22 protein-coding genes are annotated in these 18734 nt (G+C 32.5%); 15 read left to right on the top strand and 7 right to left on the bottom strand.

From position 1 onward, the window contains the following. Nucleotides 1-7 precede the first annotated feature (7 nt). Nucleotides 8-643 (bottom strand): outer membrane beta-barrel protein, encoded by a 636-nt coding sequence (locus D9R05_RS14220; RefSeq protein WP_121667899.1) that lies wholly within the window; start codon nt 641-643, stop codon nt 8-10. A gap of 220 nt (nt 644-863) precedes the next feature. Here D9R05_RS14220 and D9R05_RS14215 point away from each other — a divergent pair, with 220 nt between their 5' ends. The 4 genes from D9R05_RS14215 to egtD all read left to right on the top strand — a co-directional run bounded on the left by D9R05_RS14215 (nt 864) and on the right by egtD (nt 4342). After that, a complete protein-coding gene (locus tag D9R05_RS14215) occupies nt 864-1688 on the top strand; it encodes a thymidylate synthase (protein WP_121667898.1) in 825 nt (274 codons plus the stop codon). Between the two features lie 12 nt (nt 1689-1700). Beyond that, nucleotides 1701-2027, top strand: coding sequence for an energy transducer TonB (locus tag D9R05_RS14210; protein ID WP_240463085.1), 327 nt, complete (start codon nt 1701-1703; stop codon nt 2025-2027). 170 nt (nt 2028-2197) lie between these two features. Continuing rightward, nucleotides 2198-3364, top strand: coding sequence for an ergothioneine biosynthesis protein EgtB (egtB, locus tag D9R05_RS14205; protein WP_121667897.1), 1167 nt, complete (start codon nt 2198-2200; stop codon nt 3362-3364). 12 nt (nt 3365-3376) lie between these two features. Further along, nucleotides 3377-4342 (top strand): L-histidine N(alpha)-methyltransferase, encoded by a 966-nt coding sequence (egtD, locus tag D9R05_RS14200; protein ID WP_121667896.1) that lies wholly within the window; start codon nt 3377-3379, stop codon nt 4340-4342. A gap of 45 nt (nt 4343-4387) precedes the next feature. On the opposite strand, the gene D9R05_RS14195 is transcribed toward egtD, so the two are convergent. Next, nucleotides 4388-5473 carry an aminotransferase class V-fold PLP-dependent enzyme gene (locus D9R05_RS14195; protein WP_121667895.1) on the bottom strand — a complete coding sequence of 362 codons (1086 nt, stop codon included), beginning with the start codon at nt 5471-5473 and terminating at the stop codon, nt 4388-4390. 63 nt (nt 5474-5536) lie between these two features. Between D9R05_RS14195 and D9R05_RS14190 the strand changes: the two genes are divergently transcribed. The 6 genes from D9R05_RS14190 (at nt 5537) to D9R05_RS14165 (ending at nt 11267) form a co-directional block, all read left to right on the top strand. Further along, nucleotides 5537-5971: a 2TM domain-containing protein gene (locus D9R05_RS14190; protein ID WP_121667894.1), complete on the top strand. Its 435-nt coding sequence runs from the start codon at nt 5537-5539 to the stop codon at nt 5969-5971. An 11-nt stretch (nt 5972-5982) separates the two neighbouring features. After that, complete coding sequence (locus tag D9R05_RS14185) at nt 5983-6465, top strand: dihydrofolate reductase (RefSeq protein ID WP_121667893.1); 483 nt, start codon at nt 5983-5985, stop codon at nt 6463-6465. Beyond that, nucleotides 6462-7322 (top strand): fructosamine kinase family protein, encoded by an 861-nt coding sequence (locus tag D9R05_RS14180; RefSeq protein ID WP_317124604.1) that lies wholly within the window; start codon nt 6462-6464, stop codon nt 7320-7322. Before D9R05_RS14185 ends, D9R05_RS14180 begins: the two co-directional genes overlap by 4 nt. A gap of 86 nt (nt 7323-7408) precedes the next feature. Continuing rightward, a complete protein-coding gene (locus tag D9R05_RS14175) occupies nt 7409-7909 on the top strand; it encodes a pyridoxamine 5'-phosphate oxidase family protein (RefSeq protein ID WP_121667891.1) in 501 nt (166 codons plus the stop codon). A 94-nt stretch (nt 7910-8003) separates the two neighbouring features. Beyond that, complete coding sequence (fabD, locus tag D9R05_RS14170; protein WP_121667890.1) at nt 8004-8885, top strand: ACP S-malonyltransferase; 882 nt, start codon at nt 8004-8006, stop codon at nt 8883-8885. A gap of 12 nt (nt 8886-8897) precedes the next feature. Continuing rightward, nucleotides 8898-11267 (top strand): hypothetical protein, encoded by a 2370-nt coding sequence (locus D9R05_RS14165; RefSeq protein WP_121667889.1) that lies wholly within the window; start codon nt 8898-8900, stop codon nt 11265-11267. A gap of 66 nt (nt 11268-11333) precedes the next feature. On the opposite strand, the gene D9R05_RS14160 is transcribed toward D9R05_RS14165, so the two are convergent. Continuing rightward, entirely contained in the window at nt 11334-12461 is a 1128-nt protein-coding gene (locus tag D9R05_RS14160) for a DegT/DnrJ/EryC1/StrS family aminotransferase (protein ID WP_121667888.1), read from the bottom strand. Nucleotides 12462-12553: 92 nt separating this feature from the next. On the opposite strand from D9R05_RS14160, the gene D9R05_RS14155 reads away from it, so the two are divergent. The 4 genes from D9R05_RS14155 to D9R05_RS14140 all read left to right on the top strand — a co-directional run bounded on the left by D9R05_RS14155 (nt 12554) and on the right by D9R05_RS14140 (nt 14803). Next, nucleotides 12554-13801 (top strand): 3-deoxy-D-manno-octulosonic acid transferase, encoded by a 1248-nt coding sequence (locus D9R05_RS14155; RefSeq protein WP_121667887.1) that lies wholly within the window; start codon nt 12554-12556, stop codon nt 13799-13801. Between the two features lie 102 nt (nt 13802-13903). Beyond that, nucleotides 13904-14125 (top strand): hypothetical protein, encoded by a 222-nt coding sequence (locus D9R05_RS14150; protein ID WP_121667886.1) that lies wholly within the window; start codon nt 13904-13906, stop codon nt 14123-14125. Between the two features lie 27 nt (nt 14126-14152). Beyond that, the gene (locus D9R05_RS14145; RefSeq protein WP_121667885.1) at nt 14153-14404 is read left to right on the top strand and encodes a hypothetical protein; all 252 of its coding nucleotides are present in this window, start codon (nt 14153-14155) and stop codon (nt 14402-14404) included. A gap of 120 nt (nt 14405-14524) precedes the next feature. Beyond that, complete coding sequence (locus D9R05_RS14140) at nt 14525-14803, top strand: hypothetical protein (RefSeq protein ID WP_121667884.1); 279 nt, start codon at nt 14525-14527, stop codon at nt 14801-14803. A gap of 33 nt (nt 14804-14836) precedes the next feature. On the opposite strand, the gene D9R05_RS14135 is transcribed toward D9R05_RS14140, so the two are convergent. Beyond that, nucleotides 14837-15274, bottom strand: coding sequence for an exosortase F system-associated membrane protein (locus D9R05_RS14135; RefSeq protein WP_121667883.1), 438 nt, complete (start codon nt 15272-15274; stop codon nt 14837-14839). After that, entirely contained in the window at nt 15267-15845 is a 579-nt protein-coding gene (gene xrtF, locus D9R05_RS14130; RefSeq protein ID WP_240463084.1) for an exosortase family protein XrtF, read from the bottom strand. Before xrtF ends, D9R05_RS14135 begins: the two co-directional genes overlap by 8 nt. A gap of 51 nt (nt 15846-15896) precedes the next feature. On the opposite strand from xrtF, the gene D9R05_RS14125 reads away from it, so the two are divergent. Beyond that, nucleotides 15897-16355, top strand: coding sequence for a GAF domain-containing protein (locus D9R05_RS14125; RefSeq protein ID WP_121667882.1), 459 nt, complete (start codon nt 15897-15899; stop codon nt 16353-16355). Here the strand turns inward: D9R05_RS14125 and hemW are convergent. Next, entirely contained in the window at nt 16352-17476 is a 1125-nt protein-coding gene (hemW, locus tag D9R05_RS14120; RefSeq protein WP_121667881.1) for a radical SAM family heme chaperone HemW, read from the bottom strand. The two genes, D9R05_RS14125 and hemW, sit on opposite strands and share 4 nt — an antisense overlap. A 2-nt stretch (nt 17477-17478) precedes the next feature. Next, nucleotides 17479-18726, bottom strand: a complete 1248-nt coding sequence (locus tag D9R05_RS14115) for a glycosyltransferase (RefSeq protein ID WP_121667880.1) — start codon at nt 18724-18726, stop codon at nt 17479-17481. Nucleotides 18727-18734: the final 8 nt, after the last annotated feature.

The following is an 18734-nucleotide window of genomic DNA, read 5'->3' as shown; positions in this document are numbered from 1 at the left end:
ACTTTAGTTACCAACGATACCTTGCTCCTATATAAAAGGCTGCAGTATTAAATTTTAATTCATCTTCTTTATTTTTTTCGCCCATCAAACTATAATCTAATCCCAGCATTACTGAGAATTTCTGTGAAACGTCTTGCTCTAGGCCTAAGGTAAATAAGAAACCAAAATCTGTATCAATATCATCTAGCTCTGAGGTTTCATTTATATTACTGTTTTCATATTTATATACATGATTTAAAAACCCGCCTATTCCGGCGATAAATTTTGTGTTGCTCAAAATATTTTCTTGGTTTCTACCTAACCTGTAAACAGCATTAAACTTTAATGGTACTCTTAGATATTCTGCTCTTAGATTAGATTGCCCTATAGCTGAAAAAAGATTTGCATTATAAGTACCTGCACCTAACCCTAGCTCAAACCGCCAAAAAATCGCATCATTCTCATTCAAGTGTAAATCATAGCTCAAATCAAATTGAGTGGTAAAAACAGAACCTTCCAAATTTTGAAAAAATTCATTATTTAAAAGTGAATTTCCTAAACCAAAGTTTAATCCAATACTAAAGTTAGACGTTTCTTTTTCTTCAGTTTGCGCAAAAGTTGAAACTGAAATACATAAAACTAAAATCAACAGTATTTTTCTCATAATTATGTGTTTTTTCTATTAACGGTTTTAATTGTAAAATTATTTTACTTTAACAGGTTATAACTATAACAGAAAATTAAGGTCTTTTTTTTATTTATATTCTACTTATCTTTGCGTTAGGGATTGAGCGATTTGTCGAAGCTCTTTCTCTATTTTTGCCTTCGCAGAAATAGAGAAAAGCGACTCGCGAAAGCCCGCCCGAACGCCCAAAATATAATTCATGAAACAATATCACGACCTTATAGAACACGTATTAGCTAACGGAAATGAAAAAGGAGACCGCACCGGCACCGGCACCAAAAGTGTGTTTGGCTACCAAATGCGTTTTGATTTAAGTGAGGGTTTCCCGATGGTAACCACAAAGAAATTACATTTAAAATCGATTATTTATGAGTTGCTATGGTTTTTAAAAGGTGATACTAACGTAGAATATTTACAAAAAAATGGCGTAAAAATTTGGAATGAATGGGCCGATGAAAACGGCGATTTAGGTCCGGTATACGGTCACCAGTGGCGCAACTGGAATGGGGAAGAAATAGATCAGATTACCGAAATTATAGAAACGCTAAAAAAGAATCCAAACAGCAGAAGGATGTTAGTTTCTGCCTGGAATCCTAGCGCGATGCCTGATACATCAAAATCGTTTAGTGAAAATGTAGCAAATGGAAAAGCTGCTTTGCCGCCTTGCCATGCATTTTTTCAGTTTTATGTTGCCGACGGAAAATTATCTTGCCAGTTATACCAACGAAGTGCCGATATATTTTTAGGCGTGCCTTTTAACATTGCTTCTTATGCTTTATTTACAATGATGATGGCACAAGTTTGTGGTTATGAAGCCGGAGATTTTGTACACACATTTGGCGATGCGCATATCTACAGTAATCATATGGAGCAAGTGAATTTGCAATTATCTAGAGAGCCACGAAATTTACCAACTATGAAAATAAACCCGGAAGTTAAAGATATTTTTGGCTTTACTTTTGATGATTTTAGCTTAGAAAACTATAATCCGCATCCGCATATAAAAGGTGCTGTCGCGATTTAAAAACCATTAGTTATGAAAAATTTTATGTTTATGCTGTTTTTTTCAGCTTTGTCTTTTTCTAGTTTCGCTCAAGAAACCAAAGGAAATACAGTCAGCAGTAAAGAAGTGGCGCCAGTTTGGCCAGGTTGCGAAGAAAAAAGCGAAAAAAACAATTGTTTTAACGTGATGCTAGCTCAGCATATTCAGCAAAATTTTCATTACCCTAAAGATTATTCAGAAAAAGACAAAGGCACAAAGTTAATTGTTGAATTCTTGATTAATAAAAACGGAGAACCTGAAATTAAAAAGATTTCTGAAGGGAGAAAAAGCCTTCAAGACGCTGCTAAAAAACCATTTTAAGCATTCCGGAAATGAAACCAGGAACGCTTAATGGAAAACCAAGAGCAATTAGTTATAAAGTTCCGTTTACGTTTTAAAAAATTCATTTGGCTTTAACAAAGCTTAAAGAAGTTGGTGTCTAAAAAATTGTAACTTTGAGAGAAGCGTAACTATTAAAACGCTTTTATCTTATGATTACCACAAGCACGCAACTAGAACTTTTTTTAGAAACCCGACAACAAACTGAATCTATTTGTAAACCCTTATCTACAGAAGATTATGTGGTCCAGCCGGTAGAATTTGTTTCGCCACCTAAGTGGCATCTCGGACATACAACTTGGTTTTTTGAAGAGTTTATTTTAAAAAACCATAAGTCAAATTATGAGCTTTTTGATTTACAATTTGCGTATGTTTTTAATAGTTATTACGAAAGTGTAGGCGAAAAAGTAGTGCGTACTAATCGAGGTAATCTTTCGAGACCGACTGTTGAAAAAATCTATGCTTATCGCGAATATGTAACGCGAGAATTAGCAGATTTTCTGAAAAATAATTCTATTGATGAAGACTTACAAAAAGTAATAGAAATTGGTATTCATCACGAAAAACAACATCAAGAATTATTACTTACCGATATTAAATATATTTTAGGAAACAATCCGCTGCTTCCCGTTTACGACAATAATTTTAAAGAAGAGCTAATTGAAGAAAATCCACTAAAATGGTTACATACAGAAGAAGGCGTGTACGAAATTGGTGCTACTCCAGATGCTGATTTTCATTATGACAATGAATTCGGTAAACATAAAGTTTATGCAAATGAATTTTTTATCGCCAATAAATTAGTAACCAATCAAGAATATATTGATTTTATGGAAGCCGACGGATACGAAAATGTTTTACTCTGGCACGCTGAAGCTTGGGATTGGATTACTGATGAAAAAATTAATTCGCCAGCATATTGGTATAAATTTGAAGGCGAATGGCATCAATATACTTTAGGCGGATTTCAAAGAGTTAATCCAAAAGCAACTTTAACCCATATTTCTTATTATGAAGCTTATGCTTTTGCGCAATGGAAAAACTTGCGCTTACCCACAGAATTTGAATGGGAAATTGCTCAAGAAAAATTTAACTGGGGAAAACGCTGGGAATGGACAGAAAGTGCTTATCTGCCCTATCCTAATTATAAAAAAGATGAAGGAGCTTTAGGCGAGTACAACGGTAAATTTATGGTAAACCAAAAAGTATTACGCGGCGGCTCTATTGCTACGGCAAAAAAGCACACTACACCCACTTACAGAAACTTTTTTCATCCCCATTTGCGCTGGCAATTTAACGGAATTCGCTTAGCGAAATAATCAACTTTACGAATGAAAGACCAACAAATAACCTCAACCTCTGCCTTTGCGCAAGACGTTCAAGAAGGATTAACTTCTTTCCCTAAATTTTTATCTTCTAAATATATTTATGATGAAAAAGGCGATAAACTTTTTCAAGAAATCATGAATTTACCCGATTACTATTTAACCAATTGTGAGTATTCTATTTTAGAAAAACACACTGCTGCTATCGCCGATCAGTTTAATAGTGACAATGGGTTTGATTTAATTGAGCTAGGCGCTGGAGATGGAAAAAAAACCAAAATACTTCTGCGACATTTAGTGGCTAAAAATTATGACTTCAGCTATCTACCGATTGATATTAGCAAATATATTTTAGAACGTTTAGAAGAAGCACTAAAAGAGGAAATACCTGATTTAGAAGTTCATATTCAAGAGGGAATGTACTTTAAGGTGCTTGATAAATTAGCCGACTATAATCATCGAAAAAAAGTAATTATTGTACTGGGCTCTAACATTGGCAATTTAAGTCACGAAAAAGCAATTGAATTTTTACAGAACATCCAGGAGGCGATGAGCGATGACGATATGCTATTTATGGGGTTTGATCAGAAAAAAGATCCGCAAATAATTTTAGATGCTTATAATGATAAAACGGGCATAACCGAAGCTTTCAATAAAAACTTATTAGCACGAATCAACAAAGAATTAGATGCTAATTTTGACTTGGAAAAGTTTAAGCATTGGGAAACCTATGATCCGGAAACCGGAACTGCAAAAAGTTTTTTGGTGAGTGTAGAAGATCAAACTATAGAAATACCGGAACTTGATTTAAGCATTAGCTTTAAAAAATGGGAAAGTATTCATACAGAAATTTCTCAAAAATATACCGATGATGTTGTAGAATGGTTAGCAAATCAAGCGGGATTAAAAATTAAAGAGTTTTTTACCGACGAAAAAAAATATTACAAAAATTATGTCTTTCAGCGTAAGTAAATTATTTCACTAAAACAGATTTTAAATCAAAACAAACTCACGAGATTAACCTTTAAATTTCGCGATAACTTTCATCAATTTTTCTAAATCTTCCAGCGTATTATAATAATGAAAACTAATTCTAATTCCATTACCTCGTTGTGAGCAGACAATATTATTTTCCATTAAATGCTGAAAAAGTTTATCGTCTCCTTTGATGTTAAAAATAGTAGAGTGTTTTTTTCTTTTTGAAACCGCTTCCATTAATAATTGTTTCTCTTCAAAAGATTTTTTTGCCGCTTCAGCTAAGTTTTTTAACTGATTTTCTATTGTTGAAATCCCGATTTTTTCTAGTAAATGGATTGCTGGAAGCATTGCACCAATTGCAGAAGTGTCTAAATGACCAGGCTCAAATTTCCCGATAAATGAATTATCTTCTTGTTTATATTTACCAATAGAAGAACCAAAACCATTGGTTTTAGGATAAATTTTTGAAGCTATATTTTCTTGAAACATAAAAAATGCGTGGCCAAAACCGGCGTTCATCCATTTATAGGCACTTGCTCCTAGAACGTCAATTTTAGAGTCCTTAAAACTAAACTTTTCTGTCCCGCAATATTGTGTTCCGTCGGCTACTAAAATTAAATCTGGAAAATCTGTTTTTAATTGCCGTAAGAATTCTTGCTCTAATTTTATTCCGTTAGTGTATTGAACAATGCTAAAGGCAAAAATTTCAGGCTTATCTTTTTGAATTGTTTTATAGATATTTTCTTCTAAGTTTTCATTTAATTCTGCATAACAAACTTCAAAATCGCGTGCTTCTACGGCCAAATTTATAGATGGGTAATCTTGATCTATCAATAAAAATTTAGTATTCTTTTTTACCCCTTCTAAAAGGACATTAAAACCGAATGAAAAATTTGGAACCAAAGCAATTTTGTTAGCTTCAGCTGAAAAAAATCGGGCTAAATTTTCTCTGATTTCAGCCATTAAATCTGATTTTTTATCTCTAAACAAACTACCAAGCGTAAGAAACTCCAAATCTTGCTCTTGTTTATATTCAAACACTTGTTCAGAAAGCAAACCTGTAGCGGCTGTATTTAAATAAGTACTGTGTTTTACGACCGGGAAATGATTTCTTAAATTCTTCATAAGCCTATAAAAAATTGGTTCAAAAAAAGTTAAATTTGACGGAAATACTAAGGTACGAGGAATATGGCTTCATCAGCAAAAAAAAATACAACAATAGATCCGGAGCAGCGAAAATTGATTGAAAATGCGCAGCGACGAATCAGACAGAAAAAACGTCTAACCACTCATTTTGTTGCTTTTTTGGCCGGTTCTATTATTTTTATCGTCTTAAATTTAGTTTTAAAATTTGGAGAAAACTTTCGTCCTTTTAAAACCGATTGGTTTGTTTGGGCTATTTTAATTTGGCTTTTCTTTTTTTTGATCCACCTTTTTAATGTACTTTTTGTAAGTAAGCTAATGGGCAAAAATTGGGAAGAAAACCAATTAGAACGCTTGGTTAAACTTCAACAGAAAAAGATTGAAAAATTACAAAAGCAAGTTGAAAAAGAACATCCGTTGCCTAAAAATGATACTCAACCTAACCGAATTGAGCCAAAAAATAACGATTTAAAATTTTAAATAACGCTATTATGCTTACCATGATTGCTGCTGCAGCAGAAAATAATGCCTTAGGAAAAGATAACGATTTGGTTTGGCATTTGCCTGATGATTTTAAACGATTTAAAAAATTAACTACCGGACATTTTATAATAATGGGTAGAAAAACATTTGAATCTTTCCCAAAATTATTACCTAACCGAACGCATGTTATTATTACGCGACAAGAAAATTATGCTCCAGAAAATTGCATTGTGGTCCACTCTTTAGAAGATGCTTTAATAGCTGCAAAACAAGACGAGCAACCCTTTATTATTGGCGGTGGCGAAATTTACAAAATAGCATTACCTCACGCCGATAAAATTGAATTAACTCGCGTACATACCAAAGTTGAAGCCGATACTTTTTTCCCGGAAATAAATGAAAAAAACTGGAAAAAAACCGGAGAAATTTTTCACGAAAAAGACGAGAAACACGCACACGCTTTTAGCTACATTACCTATCTAAAAAAATAAGCCTTATTTATACCGATTTTTTACATCAATTAAGTGAACACGAAAATTTAGGAAGCCTAAAAAATCACCATCCGTTAGCCGGTGGCGACATCAACGATGTATTTTTAATAGAAACCAATCAACAAAAAGTAGTGGTTAAAATAAATTCGGCTACTAAATTTCCCGATATGTTTTCTAAAGAAGCAAACGGATTAGACTTATTGGCTTCAGCAAAAGCACTAAAAACCCCAAATGTTTTAAGTTTTGGAACCATTGAAAACAACTCTTATTTACTTTTAGAATATATTAATTCCGGAAAAAAATTAGTTGATTTTTGGGGAAATTTTGCCATAGGCTTAGCAAAACAGCATCAAAAAACGCAGAAAACTTTCGGTTTAGAAGAAGACAATTACATAGGAAGTTTACCGCAATATAATAATAGTGATTCTTCATTTTTAGTCAATTTTTATATTGAAAACAGGCTAGAACCACAATTTCAACTAGCAGCAAAAAATGGCTTTTCTTTTAAAACCGATGCGTTTTATAAAAATCTCTCCTCAATAATTCCCGAAGAAGAACCTGCTCTAATTCACGGAGATTTATGGAATGGTAATTTTATGATTTCAGCCAAAGGAAATCCTTGTTTAATAGATCCTGCAGTAAGTTTTGCTCCAAGAGAATTAGACATTGCGATGATGCACTTATTTGGCGGTTTTTCTGAAGAACTCTTTAGTACTTATCATGAAATTTTTCCGCTTCAAAAAAACTGGAAAGATAGAATTGATTTATTTCAACTTTATTATTTATTGGTGCACTTAAATTTATTTGGGAGCACTTACTACAATTCTGTAAATTCTATAGTTAAAAAGCATTCCTGATTTACAATTATTAACAAAACTTCTTTTTATTTTAATAGTACTTTAGCGTAAAAAATGTGTTATTCCTTGTACATTTAAAATAAAAAATGGAAACTAAAGAATTATCAAATAACGAAGCTAGTAAAAAATTAAATTCGCTTGTAGAATCTATTGAAACCGGAATGTTAATTACTGCACTTAATAAAACACCATTAGACGCGGTACCGATGACACATAAAAAGATTGATGAAAAGGGAGATATTTGGTTTTTAAGTCCGGGCGACAGCGACCACAACAAAAACATTGCACAAAATAATTTGGCACAATTGCTCTATTCTTCCCCAGCCGATAAAAAATTTATTAGTATCTACGGTGAAATTCAAATTGTAGTAGAACAAAAAATATTAGAAGATTTATATGCTGATATTTCTAACAATTGGTTTGATGGTGTAGAAGATCCTAACTTAACCGCATTAAAATTCACCCCGAAAGAAGCTTATTATTGGGACACCAAAACTAACAAATACATTAGCCTACTAAAACTTGGTTTTTCTGCAATTTCGGGAGAAGAAACAGATATTGGCAAGAAAGGAAAATTAAACGTATAAAAAACCTGTATTTGCCCCGATGGAAAAGACCCAACTTTTGTAAAAAAGTATTGGGTCTTTTTTTATTACATTTGTTTTAGCAAAAAATAAAATTATGAAAGCATACGTTTTTCCAGGACAAGGAGCACAATTCCCAAAAATGGGATTAGATTTATATGAAAAATATCCAGAAGCGCAGGATATCTTTAATAAAGCCAACAAAATTTTAGGTTTCAATATAACCGATATTATGTTTGAAGGTTCTGCCGAAGACCTTAAACAAACCAATGTAACACAACCAGCGGTCTTTATTCATTCAACTATTATGAATGAAGTTTTAGGCAAAAATGAAACGCCAGATATGGTTGCCGGACACTCGCTAGGAGAATTTTCCGCCTTAGTTGCTAACAAAACTCTAAGTTTTGAAGACGCTTTAAAACTTGTTTCTAAAAGAGCCGAGGCCATGCAAAAAGCATGCGAATTACAGCCTTCTACCATGGCAGCTGTTTTAGGTTTAGAAGACGAATTGGTAGAATCTGTTTGCGCAGAAATTGATGGAATCGTTGTCGCTGCCAATTACAATTGTCCCGGACAATTAGTAATTTCCGGCGAAGTTCCAGCCATAGAAAAAGCTTGCGAAGAATTAAAAAATCGTGGTGCAAAACGAGCTTTAATGCTGCCGGTTGGTGGTGCATTTCATTCCCCTTTAATGGAGCCTGCCAGAGAAGAGTTAGCAAAAGCTATTGAAGAAACAAATTTTAACACACCAATTTGCCCAATATATCAAAACGTTAGTACATTTGCCGTGACTAATCCTGCTGAAATTAAGAAAAACTTAATTTTTCAATTAACAGCACCGGTAAAATGGACACAAAGTGTGCAAAATATGATTAATGACGGAGCCACTTCATTCACAGAAATTGGTCCCGGAAAAGTTTTACAAGGTTTAGTTAAAAAAATAGATCGAAAAATGGTGACTACAGCACCGGAACTTTAAATATTTTTTACTTTGATTTACAAAAAAAGCCTTCTATTAGTTGCAAGTATTTTAATTTCGTTATCGGCAATTTCTCAAGAAAAAAAGGAACTGTCGCCACTTCAAAAAGATTATAAAGAATATTTTCAACTGGATAGAGAGGCTTTTTTTCTTCACCTCAACAAAACAGTTTTTATACCGGAAGAAGATCTTTGGTTTAGCGCATACGCTTTTAATCCTAAAAGAGATAAACCTAATAACCAAACTACCAACTTACACATTAAATTACTCTCTCCACAAGCAAAAGGTCTTGATTCAAAAACTATTTGGATGCACAATGGTAACGGATCTGGCCATTTTAATTTGGAAGGGCTAGCTCCCGGCACCTATAAATTAGTAGCACATACTAATTATATGAAAAACTTTAAAGAAGAATATTTTTTTGATACAGAATTCACCATTCTCCCAAATGATTCTATTGACACGCCAAATATTCCCCAGGAAAAATTTAATTCTTATGACTTACAATTTTTACCAGAAGGAGGACATTTAATAGCCGATGCAAAAAATAATATTGGAGTTAAGTTAACAGATAAAAATGGAAATGGAATACAGTTTTCTGAGGCTAAAATAACTAATGATACAGGAGAGTTAATTACTGAATTTAAATCGAATCAATTTGGAATAGGAAAATTTCGGTTAGATCCCAAATTTCAAGAAAATTACACGGTAGAAATCACTACTTTTTCCGGGAAAAAAATTAAGCAACAGCTGGAACCGGCAGAGCGCAGTGGATTTTCTATGATCACTAATAACCTCATAAAAGATAAAATTATTATTGAAATAAACACTAATAATTTTACATTAGAAAAAATCAAAGGAAGAACTTATTATTTAGCTATTCATAAAAACGGAATTTTAGAACAAATTCCATTTCAATTTAAAAAAGAGCAAATTTCTAAGACTATTAGTATCACAAGAGATGTTTTAAGTAATGGGGTAAATTATTTAACTGTTTTTGACGATAAAAACCAACCAATTTTAGAACGTATTATTTTTAATTCTACAGCGACTAAAGAGATAAATACACATGCCTATTTATTTAAAAATAATATTGATTCTTTGCAGATCAATATGAGTTCTCCCGCTCTTAAAAAAATTGAACATAATTTAAGTATTTCTGTATTACCGGCTAACAACAAGGCTTACAACCCAGCAGATAATATTAAATCGGCTTTTTTACTCGCTCCGTATACGAAAGGAAAAATAGAAGATGGAGCTTATTATTTTACCGAAGTAGACAGAAGAAAAGAATATAATTTAGACTTGCTTTTATTAACGCAAGGCTGGAGTAAATATAAATGGAATCATATTTTTTCTAATCCACCAAGCTTAAAATTTGATCGCGAAAAGGGTTTTAGTATTTCCGGGAGAGTAAATGAAAGCTTAGATGATAATGAAAATCAACTTTTTGTCAGTTCCGAAGAAAGTAGATTTATGGAAACAGTAGATCTAAAAAACAATTCATTTAAAGTTGAAAATTTATATGTAGAAGATAGTTCTCAAGTTTCATTTAGCCTAGTCAATTCTAAAAATAAAAAAGTTAGCAAGCCTAAAATTTACGCTAATATAGGTCCAAATCGGACCAAGCAACCAAAAGTTTTACCGGGTTATATTTTTCAAACAAATAGAAAATCGCAAGCAACAGAAGAAGTTAAAATACCTTCAGAATTTTTAAAGGGAATTGAATCCTTAGACAGTGTTTATATTAGCAATAAAAAGAAAGAAGTAGATAGAGAAAAAAAAGAAATACTCTCTAACCAAACTCTCATTGATGAAGATTTAGCCAGTATTTATATCTATATTACAGATTATATAGGAACGCAAGGCTTTAGAGTAAAACGCTCTTTATCTGGCGTAGAAATTGTATCTACAAGGTCTTTAGGCCTGGGCGGCTATGAAAGCCCGTTAATATATTTAGACGGAGTTGTATTAAATGATTACGGAACTATTTTACAAAACTTAAAAACTTCTCAAGTTGAATCCATTAGCATTAATAAAACAGGATTAGGTTTTGGTATGCGAGGTAACGCAGGAGTGATAAAAATAAACACTAAAACCACTATAGATGCCGGTCCTATAAAAAATACCTCCCAGAGCATTACAGCGAATGTAGGGTTTTCCTCTGCTAAAGAATTTTATACGCCTAGATATGCTTCTTACACAAGTGAAATTTATAGAGATTACGGTGTAATAGACTGGCTGCCGAATGTAACTTTAGAAGACGGGCAAAAAACATTTAGTATCCAAAACACCTTGCAAGATTCAATTATATTATATATTGAAGGAATGACAGAGAATGGTGATTTAATTTCTGATATTATTAAAGTTGACATCCATTAAAAAACATAAAAATCCGATCATAATTAAATATAATCGGATTTCTATAATTTTTTTTAACTGATTCTTTTAAATAAAATCGTTAATAGTTTGGGTAATGAAACTAATTTGCTCATCATCTAATTCTGTGTGCATTGGTAAAGCTATTACTTCTTTCACCAACTCGTTTGTATTCTTAAAGTCAGCCTCATTATAACGACTATCTTTATAGGCTTTTTGGGAGTGAAGCGGAATTGGATAGTAAATACCGCACGGAATATCTTTACTTTGTAGATGCTTCAATAAATCATCTCGTTTTCCATTCAATACTCGTAAAGAATATTGGTGAAAAACATGCGTATCATCTCCATTTAAAATCTGAGGAACTTGTAAATTTTCATTTTTTTCAAGTGCTGCAGAATATTTTTTTGCGGCTGTTCTTCTTGCATTATTATAATCATCTAGTTTTGGCAACTTTGCCCGAAGTACAGCTGCTTGCAAACTATCTAATCTTGAATTTACTCCCACAACATCATGATGGTAACGCTCGTACATTCCATGATTTACAATTCCTCTTAATGTATGTGCTAATTTTTCATCGTTTGTGAATAATGCACCGCCATCACCATAGCAGCCTAAATTTTTTGAAGGAAAAAAAGAAGTTGTTCCAATATCACCAATTACACCGGCTTTTTTAATGCTACCATCTTTAAAATGATAATTTGAACCAATGGCTTGTGCATTATCTTCTATAACAAATAATTTATGTGCTTCAGCTATAGCAAGAATTTCATCCATATTAGCGCTTTGTCCAAATAAATGTACCGGGACAATTGCTTTAGTTTTTGGAGTTATTGCCTTTTTTACCGCGGCAGGATCTATATTAAAACTTTCTTTATCAACATCTACCAAAACCGGAGTCAAGCCTAACAACGCAATTACCTCTACAGTAGCTGCAAAAGTAAAATCTGCCGTAATCACCTCATCACCGGGCTTTAAGCCTAAACCCATCATGGCAATTTGCAAAGCGTCAGTTCCGTTAGCACAGGGAATTACGTGTTTTGCACCTAAATAATGTTCTAATTCTGCTTGAAAATTATGTACTTCTGGCCCATTTATAAAGCTAGTATTTTCTAAAACATCTTGAAAAGAAGCGTTTACCTGGTCTTTTATTCCTTGGTATTGCCCTTTTAGATCAACCATTTGTATCTTTCTCATATAATTTTATTGAACTACGAAAATACGAAATATCGGTTCTAACAACAATTCAATTTTAGAGAATAACGTATTTTAGCAAAAATTAAAAAAGCTTGCGTACACTTTACTCAATATTAATTACACTTTTTGAAAAGTTACTACCACTAATCGCACTTTTTAATCCGAAGATGAAATTATTTTATCAAGGAAGAAAAAAGAGTTTTAGCATTTTAGAGGAAAAAGTAGGCAAAAAAAAGCCTGTTATTTGGATGCATGCTGCATCCTTGGGAGAATATGAACAAGGCGTTCCGGTTTTAGAAAAACTAAAAGAAAATTTTCCTGAACATCAGATTTTAATCACATTTTTTTCACCATCGGGTTATGAAATCAAAAAAAACTCTGCGTTAGCAGATGTTGTTACCTACCTTCCTTTAGATACAAAAAGTAATGCCAAAAAATTTGTAGAAATCGTTCAGCCTGAAATAGCCCTATTTATTAAATATGAAATTTGGCCGAATTTACTTTTTGAACTTCAAAAAAAATCAGTCAATTCTATTTTGGTTTCGGGCGTTTTTAGGAAAAATCAAATCTATTTTAAAGCCTATGGAAAATTTATGCTGAAGGCTTTACATACTTTTCAACATTTATTTGTTCAGGAAGAAAATTCAAAAAAACTGTTGAACACTTTTGGTTTTAAGAATGTAAGCGTGAGCGGCGATACCCGTTTTGACCGTGTAAGTAGACAACTTGATCAAAAAAATGAGTTAACTTTTTTAGATAACTTTAAAGATCAAAAAACATGCGTTATTTGCGGAAGTACTTGGCCTGAAGATGAAGAAATACTAGTTTCTTACATCAACAACACTTCAAAAGATGTAAAATTTGTTATTGCGCCACATCAAATAAATTCCGTAAAAATAAAAGCTTTACAAAAAAAACTCACTGCAAAAAGTATCCGTTTTAGTGAATACGAAAATCAGAATTTAAAAGAAGCGCAAGTATTTATATTAGACACTATTGGTTTATTAACAAAAGCATATTCTTACGCAACAATTGCCTATGTTGGTGGAGCAATGGGCACAACAGGATTGCACAATATTCTAGAGCCCGCTACATTTGGAGTGCCAATTGTTATTGGTAAAAATTACCTGAATTTTCCGGAAGCAATTGCTCTGCAAAAACAAAAAGGTCTATTTTCGGTAGATAATCAACAAAGCCTTCAAATTATTTTAGACCGATTAATTACAGACAATTCTTTTCGACAAAAAAGTGGCAGGAATGCTAAAGAATTTATCAATTCGCAAACCGGAGCAACTGTAAAAATAGTAAAGCATATTTCTAACTTACTTTCACAGTCATAACAAATTATTGACAAATTTTAATAAAAATTTATCAATTCTATCTATTAAAGCCTTGGTAAATATTATAATTTAGCCCATTAATTAACATTAATTGAAAAAGTTATGAAAAAATTTAGCCTAGGTATTTGCCTAACCTTTTTAGCTTTAGCTTTTACCACATCTTGTAGAGAGGAAACCAAAACAAAAGAGGTGGTTAAAGAAGTTGAGGTTGAAAAAGAAACCAAAGAAGAAAAAGGAATTTTAGAACGTACCGGCGAAAAAATCGATAATGAAGTTGACAAAGAAGTGAACGAAGAAATCGATAAGATTGGAGACGACAAATAATAAACCCTAAACTATAAAAATAACATTATGAAAAAATCAATTGTAATGCTGGCAATGCTTTTTGCATTCAGTACAGCCTTTACTTCTTGCAGAAACGAAGAAAAGAAAACTGATGATATGGAAGAAGCTGCAGACGATACCGGAGACGCTATCGAAGATGCCGCAGAAGACACAGGTGATGCTGTAGAAGATGCTGCTGAAGACGTTGGCGACGCTGCTGAGGAAGGTGCTGATGAAGTAGAAGAAAATACTGGAATGGGCGGAAACGACGATTTATAAAACGTCAGTCTTTCCTTAAAATAAAAAAGGTCTTTTTCTACGTTTGAAAAAGACCTTTTTCTTGTTAAGGAGTTAAAAAAATGAGTATTTTTATCCCTTAAAATTTTAAAATAACCTATTATGAAAAAAATAATGTTGAGCTTTGCTGCTCTTTCATTAGTCTTAGCAACAACATCTTGCCGAGAAACTACAAAAGAAAAAACTGAAGAAGCTGTTGAAGCTGTTGGCGAAGACATTGAGGACGCTGCAGAGAAAACTGGCGATGCTATAGAAGAAGGTGTAGAAGAAACCGGAGAAGCTATAGAAAAAGGAGCCGATAAAGTTGAAGATGCTGCTGATGAAGCTGACGAAGAAATGGAAGAAGAAACTCATGATGATCACGAAGGTCATAATCACTAATCTTCATTTTTCGTAAAATATAAAGCCGGTTTTTTAATCGGCTTTTTTTAAATATTGCTGGTAATAAAAGGCGGGAATTAGTAACAAAATTAAAACCGGTTGTATTAGAAAACGACGCACATAGAACAGTAAAAAATAATCGACTTTGTTTAAATTAAATAATAAGTAAAGAAAAATTATAAATAAAATTGCACCAAAAATCGCAAACAAAAAGCTAGAAAATTTTATCACTTCTCTCTTTTTAAAAGCTATCCAAAGAATTAGTAAAGAAATTATACTATTCAACAGAAAGCGAAATAACGTATTTAGCGTAACTAAAAAAACATCAATTTCTGGTGGTGTTGCGGTTTGGTAATTTCCTTTATAAAATTCTATAAACGGATCAAAAAATAATTCACTTTCAAAAAAACGGATCAGCGCTAAACATCCAAATAGGAGTAATATCAATAAAATTTTAATCCAATTACGCATGCGGTGTTTTTTTAGAAACAATTCTCACCCAAAATATCCAAAGCAAAAAAACTGCTCCATAAATTATTACTGGAAAAACCGTTCCGTGTAGTAATTCTTGATAGTTCGGGTAATTATAAATCCCAATAGCTAATAAAGCAATTCTAAAAATGTTTAAACTATAAATTAATACGCTACCTCCTAATAAAAATAGAATGGTTTTTTTTAAACTTCCATGAAAGGCTAACACAAAAGAACTGAATAAAATAAGTACGCTAACAGCATTACAGCCTTCAACAATGCGCACTAAGTATTTTTCATTTACAAATAAACGCATAGAAGCTTCCTGTAAATGAGGTAAAATTTTAGCGTGATAGCCAAAACTACTTATAGTTTGTTGACTCTGCTCTGCTACTAAATGTGTAATAAAATCTGGATAATAATTTGTAGAACTTGCAACCGATAAATAAAAATGATAAAGAATGGTAAGCACAAGATAGCAAGCTCCAAATATTGCTAAAAATTGAAGTACACTTTTATTTTTTCGTAAAATCTTTGTCAAATCATTATTGTCTACTACAAATTTATGCAATTCAAAAACCAATTTACGTGAAATAATAAATACTTTTGCTAAAAAAAGGAAATGAATTTAGATGAATTAAAAACAGAAATAAAAACCATACTTTCTAAAAAGCAACTTTCTGTAGATCACAGATTAAATGAAATCTGCAGTCTACTGAAAGACAATATAGATTATTATAATTGGGTTGGTTTTTATTTTAAAAACGGTAATAAAAAAGAGCTAAAACTAAGAGCTTATGCCGGGGCGCATACCGATCATGTTATTATTCCTTTTGGCAAAGGAATTTGCGGACAAGTAGCGGAATCTAACCAGAATTTTACTGTACCCGATGTAAAAGCACAAGATAATTATATTGCTTGCAGTATCGATGTAAAGGCTGAAATTGTAGTCCCGCTTTTTGTTGAAGGCGAAAATATTGGACAAATTGATATCGATTCGCACACTATCAATCCATTTACCGAAAAAGATGAAGTTTTCTTAGAATTTATTAATGCTGAAGTTGCCAAAATTCTGAGTTAATCAATATAAAATAAAGCAGCAGCAATTCCATCACTTAAAAATTTCCCTTTTAAAGTGATGGTAATTTTTTTGTCAACTTTTTCTAATAAATTATCTTCAAAAAAAACCTTGGATTCCTTGATAAAATAATCAAGGAATTTTTTTCCGAAATTCGATAATATTTCTTCTTCAGAAACTCCCCACATCGTTCTTAACCGTGTTAACACGTATTCGTTATAACGATCGGTTATTGATAAATATTCTTTTTCTAATGGCAATTCATCTTGCTCAATAGCTTTTAAATATTTGGCATTATTATTTATATTCCAACTACGTTTTTTACCATCAAAACTGTGCGCTGACGGACCGATTCCTAAATAAGGTTTACCCATCCAATAAGCAGTATTGTTTTTAGAGAAGTAACCGGGTTTTCCAAAATTTGAAAATTCATAATTTACAAATCCAGCTTCAGTAAGTGTTTCTTGCAAAACATCAAAATGTTGCTTTGCTTTGTCTTCATCTACCGGCTTTATCTTACCTTTTTCTATCATGCTTTTTAAAGCGGTATTAGGCTCTACTGTTAGCGCATAGCTAGAAACATGCGGAATTTCTAAATCTAATGTCATAGCCAGATTCTTTTTCCATTGCGCTAAACTCATATCTGGAATTCCGTAAATTAAGTCGATTGAAATATTGTTGAAATATTTTTTAGCTGATTGAATTGCGTTTAAGGCTTCAGTTGAATTATGTGCACGATTCATTAGTACTAAATCTTCTTGAAAAAAAGATTGCACACCAATACTTAAGCGATTAATTTTTGAAGCTGAAAGTTGAATCAATTTTTCTTCAGTAAGATCATCAGGATTGGCTTCTAATGTAATTTCTGCGTTTTCTTGAACCTGAAATAATTCATCTATACAATTAAAAAGCTGTTCAAGTTCTGCTGATGTTAATAAACTTGGTGTTCCACCTCCAAAATAAATAGTTTCTACCGGTTCTGTAATAGTGGATTTTCGCAAATACATTTCGTGACAGAGCGCATTTACCAGCGAATTTTTCTTTTTCATGGATGTAGAAAAATGAAAATCGCAATAAAAACAAGCTTGCTTACAAAACGGAATATGAATATAAATACCAGCCATTATTATTGTTTTTTATCGGCCAATTTATTTTTTGCTTCAATCCACAAGGCCATATATTTTGTGCTTTTTAAGGTGTGATGCATCAACATAGAACCCATAAAATTTTTGGAGCGATGATTTTCAAGATTATTTTCTAAGTAGGTCATTTTTTCAAAAAGTAAACCTGCAAAAGTTTCTTTCTGAAAACGTTTATTTAAAATTCTAAACCCAAATTGTTGTGCTTTTGTCCAGCGTTTTTCTTGATTATATAAAGTAACTGCGGCATCTGCAATGGCTTGATCTTCGTTAGCAATCTCCCCATTCCAGGGATTAATTCCACAAATTCCTTCAGCACCAATTGTGGTTGTTACGCTAGGCGTACCGGCAATCATAGCCTCTATAAACTTGCCTTTAATTCCTGCTCCAAAACGAAGCGGCGCTAATAAAATTTTTGCTTTCTCAAAATTCTCAGCCGGATTCTCTGTTCTACCTTCAACCAAAAAACCTTGTCTTTTATTTTGTAATTGTAATACTTTCTGAGAGGCGTAAGCTCCATAAATATGCAATTTTGCCTTGGGCAATTGTTTTCTTATCAGCGGCCAAATATTATTTTTTAAATATAAAACAGCATCCCAATTTGGTGCGTGTAAAAAATTACCGATAAACATAAAATCATTACGCTTATCAAAAGAAGGCTTTTCTGCTAAACTTTCTAAAGGCAATCTATCAACCAAAAACGGAATGTAAAGTAATAAATCTGGATTAATTTTAAAACGCTCGACTAATAAGTCTTTTTCTGCTTCTGAAATAATCAATGAAATATCGCATCGTAAAATACTGGCAATTTCTCTTCTAGCCTCATCGCTGTGCAAATCTGATTTTTGCAAACTACGTCCTTTTTTAAAAGCTTCGTAACGCGCATTTCTAAAGAAATGTAAATCTTCGGTATCTAAAACCCGAATGGCTTTTGGGCAATTTTCTGCAACGCGCCAACCAAATTGCTCTTCCATCATAAATCGGTCAAACATCACAGCTTCAGGCTGTTCTTCTTTTAAATAGTCATTAAAAGAACTGTCGTTGGTTTTTATTTCTTTTTTCTGTATTCCTAGCGCAGTAAGGTCTGTAGAAAATTCTTTATTGCTTGCCGGGCTGGCGTAGGTTATTTTCCAATCTTGTTCTAAAAATAAATCGATTAACTGCATCATTCTACTTCCTGCAGCAGAAGATGCAGGCTCTGGCCATAAATAACCTATTATTAAAAGTTTTTTCATTTTATGTT

Source organism: Mesonia aquimarina (assembly GCF_003667275.1).
GTDB classification, from domain to species: domain Bacteria; phylum Bacteroidota; class Bacteroidia; order Flavobacteriales; family Flavobacteriaceae; genus Mesonia; species Mesonia aquimarina.
This window is presented reverse-complemented; position numbering and strand designations above follow the sequence as displayed.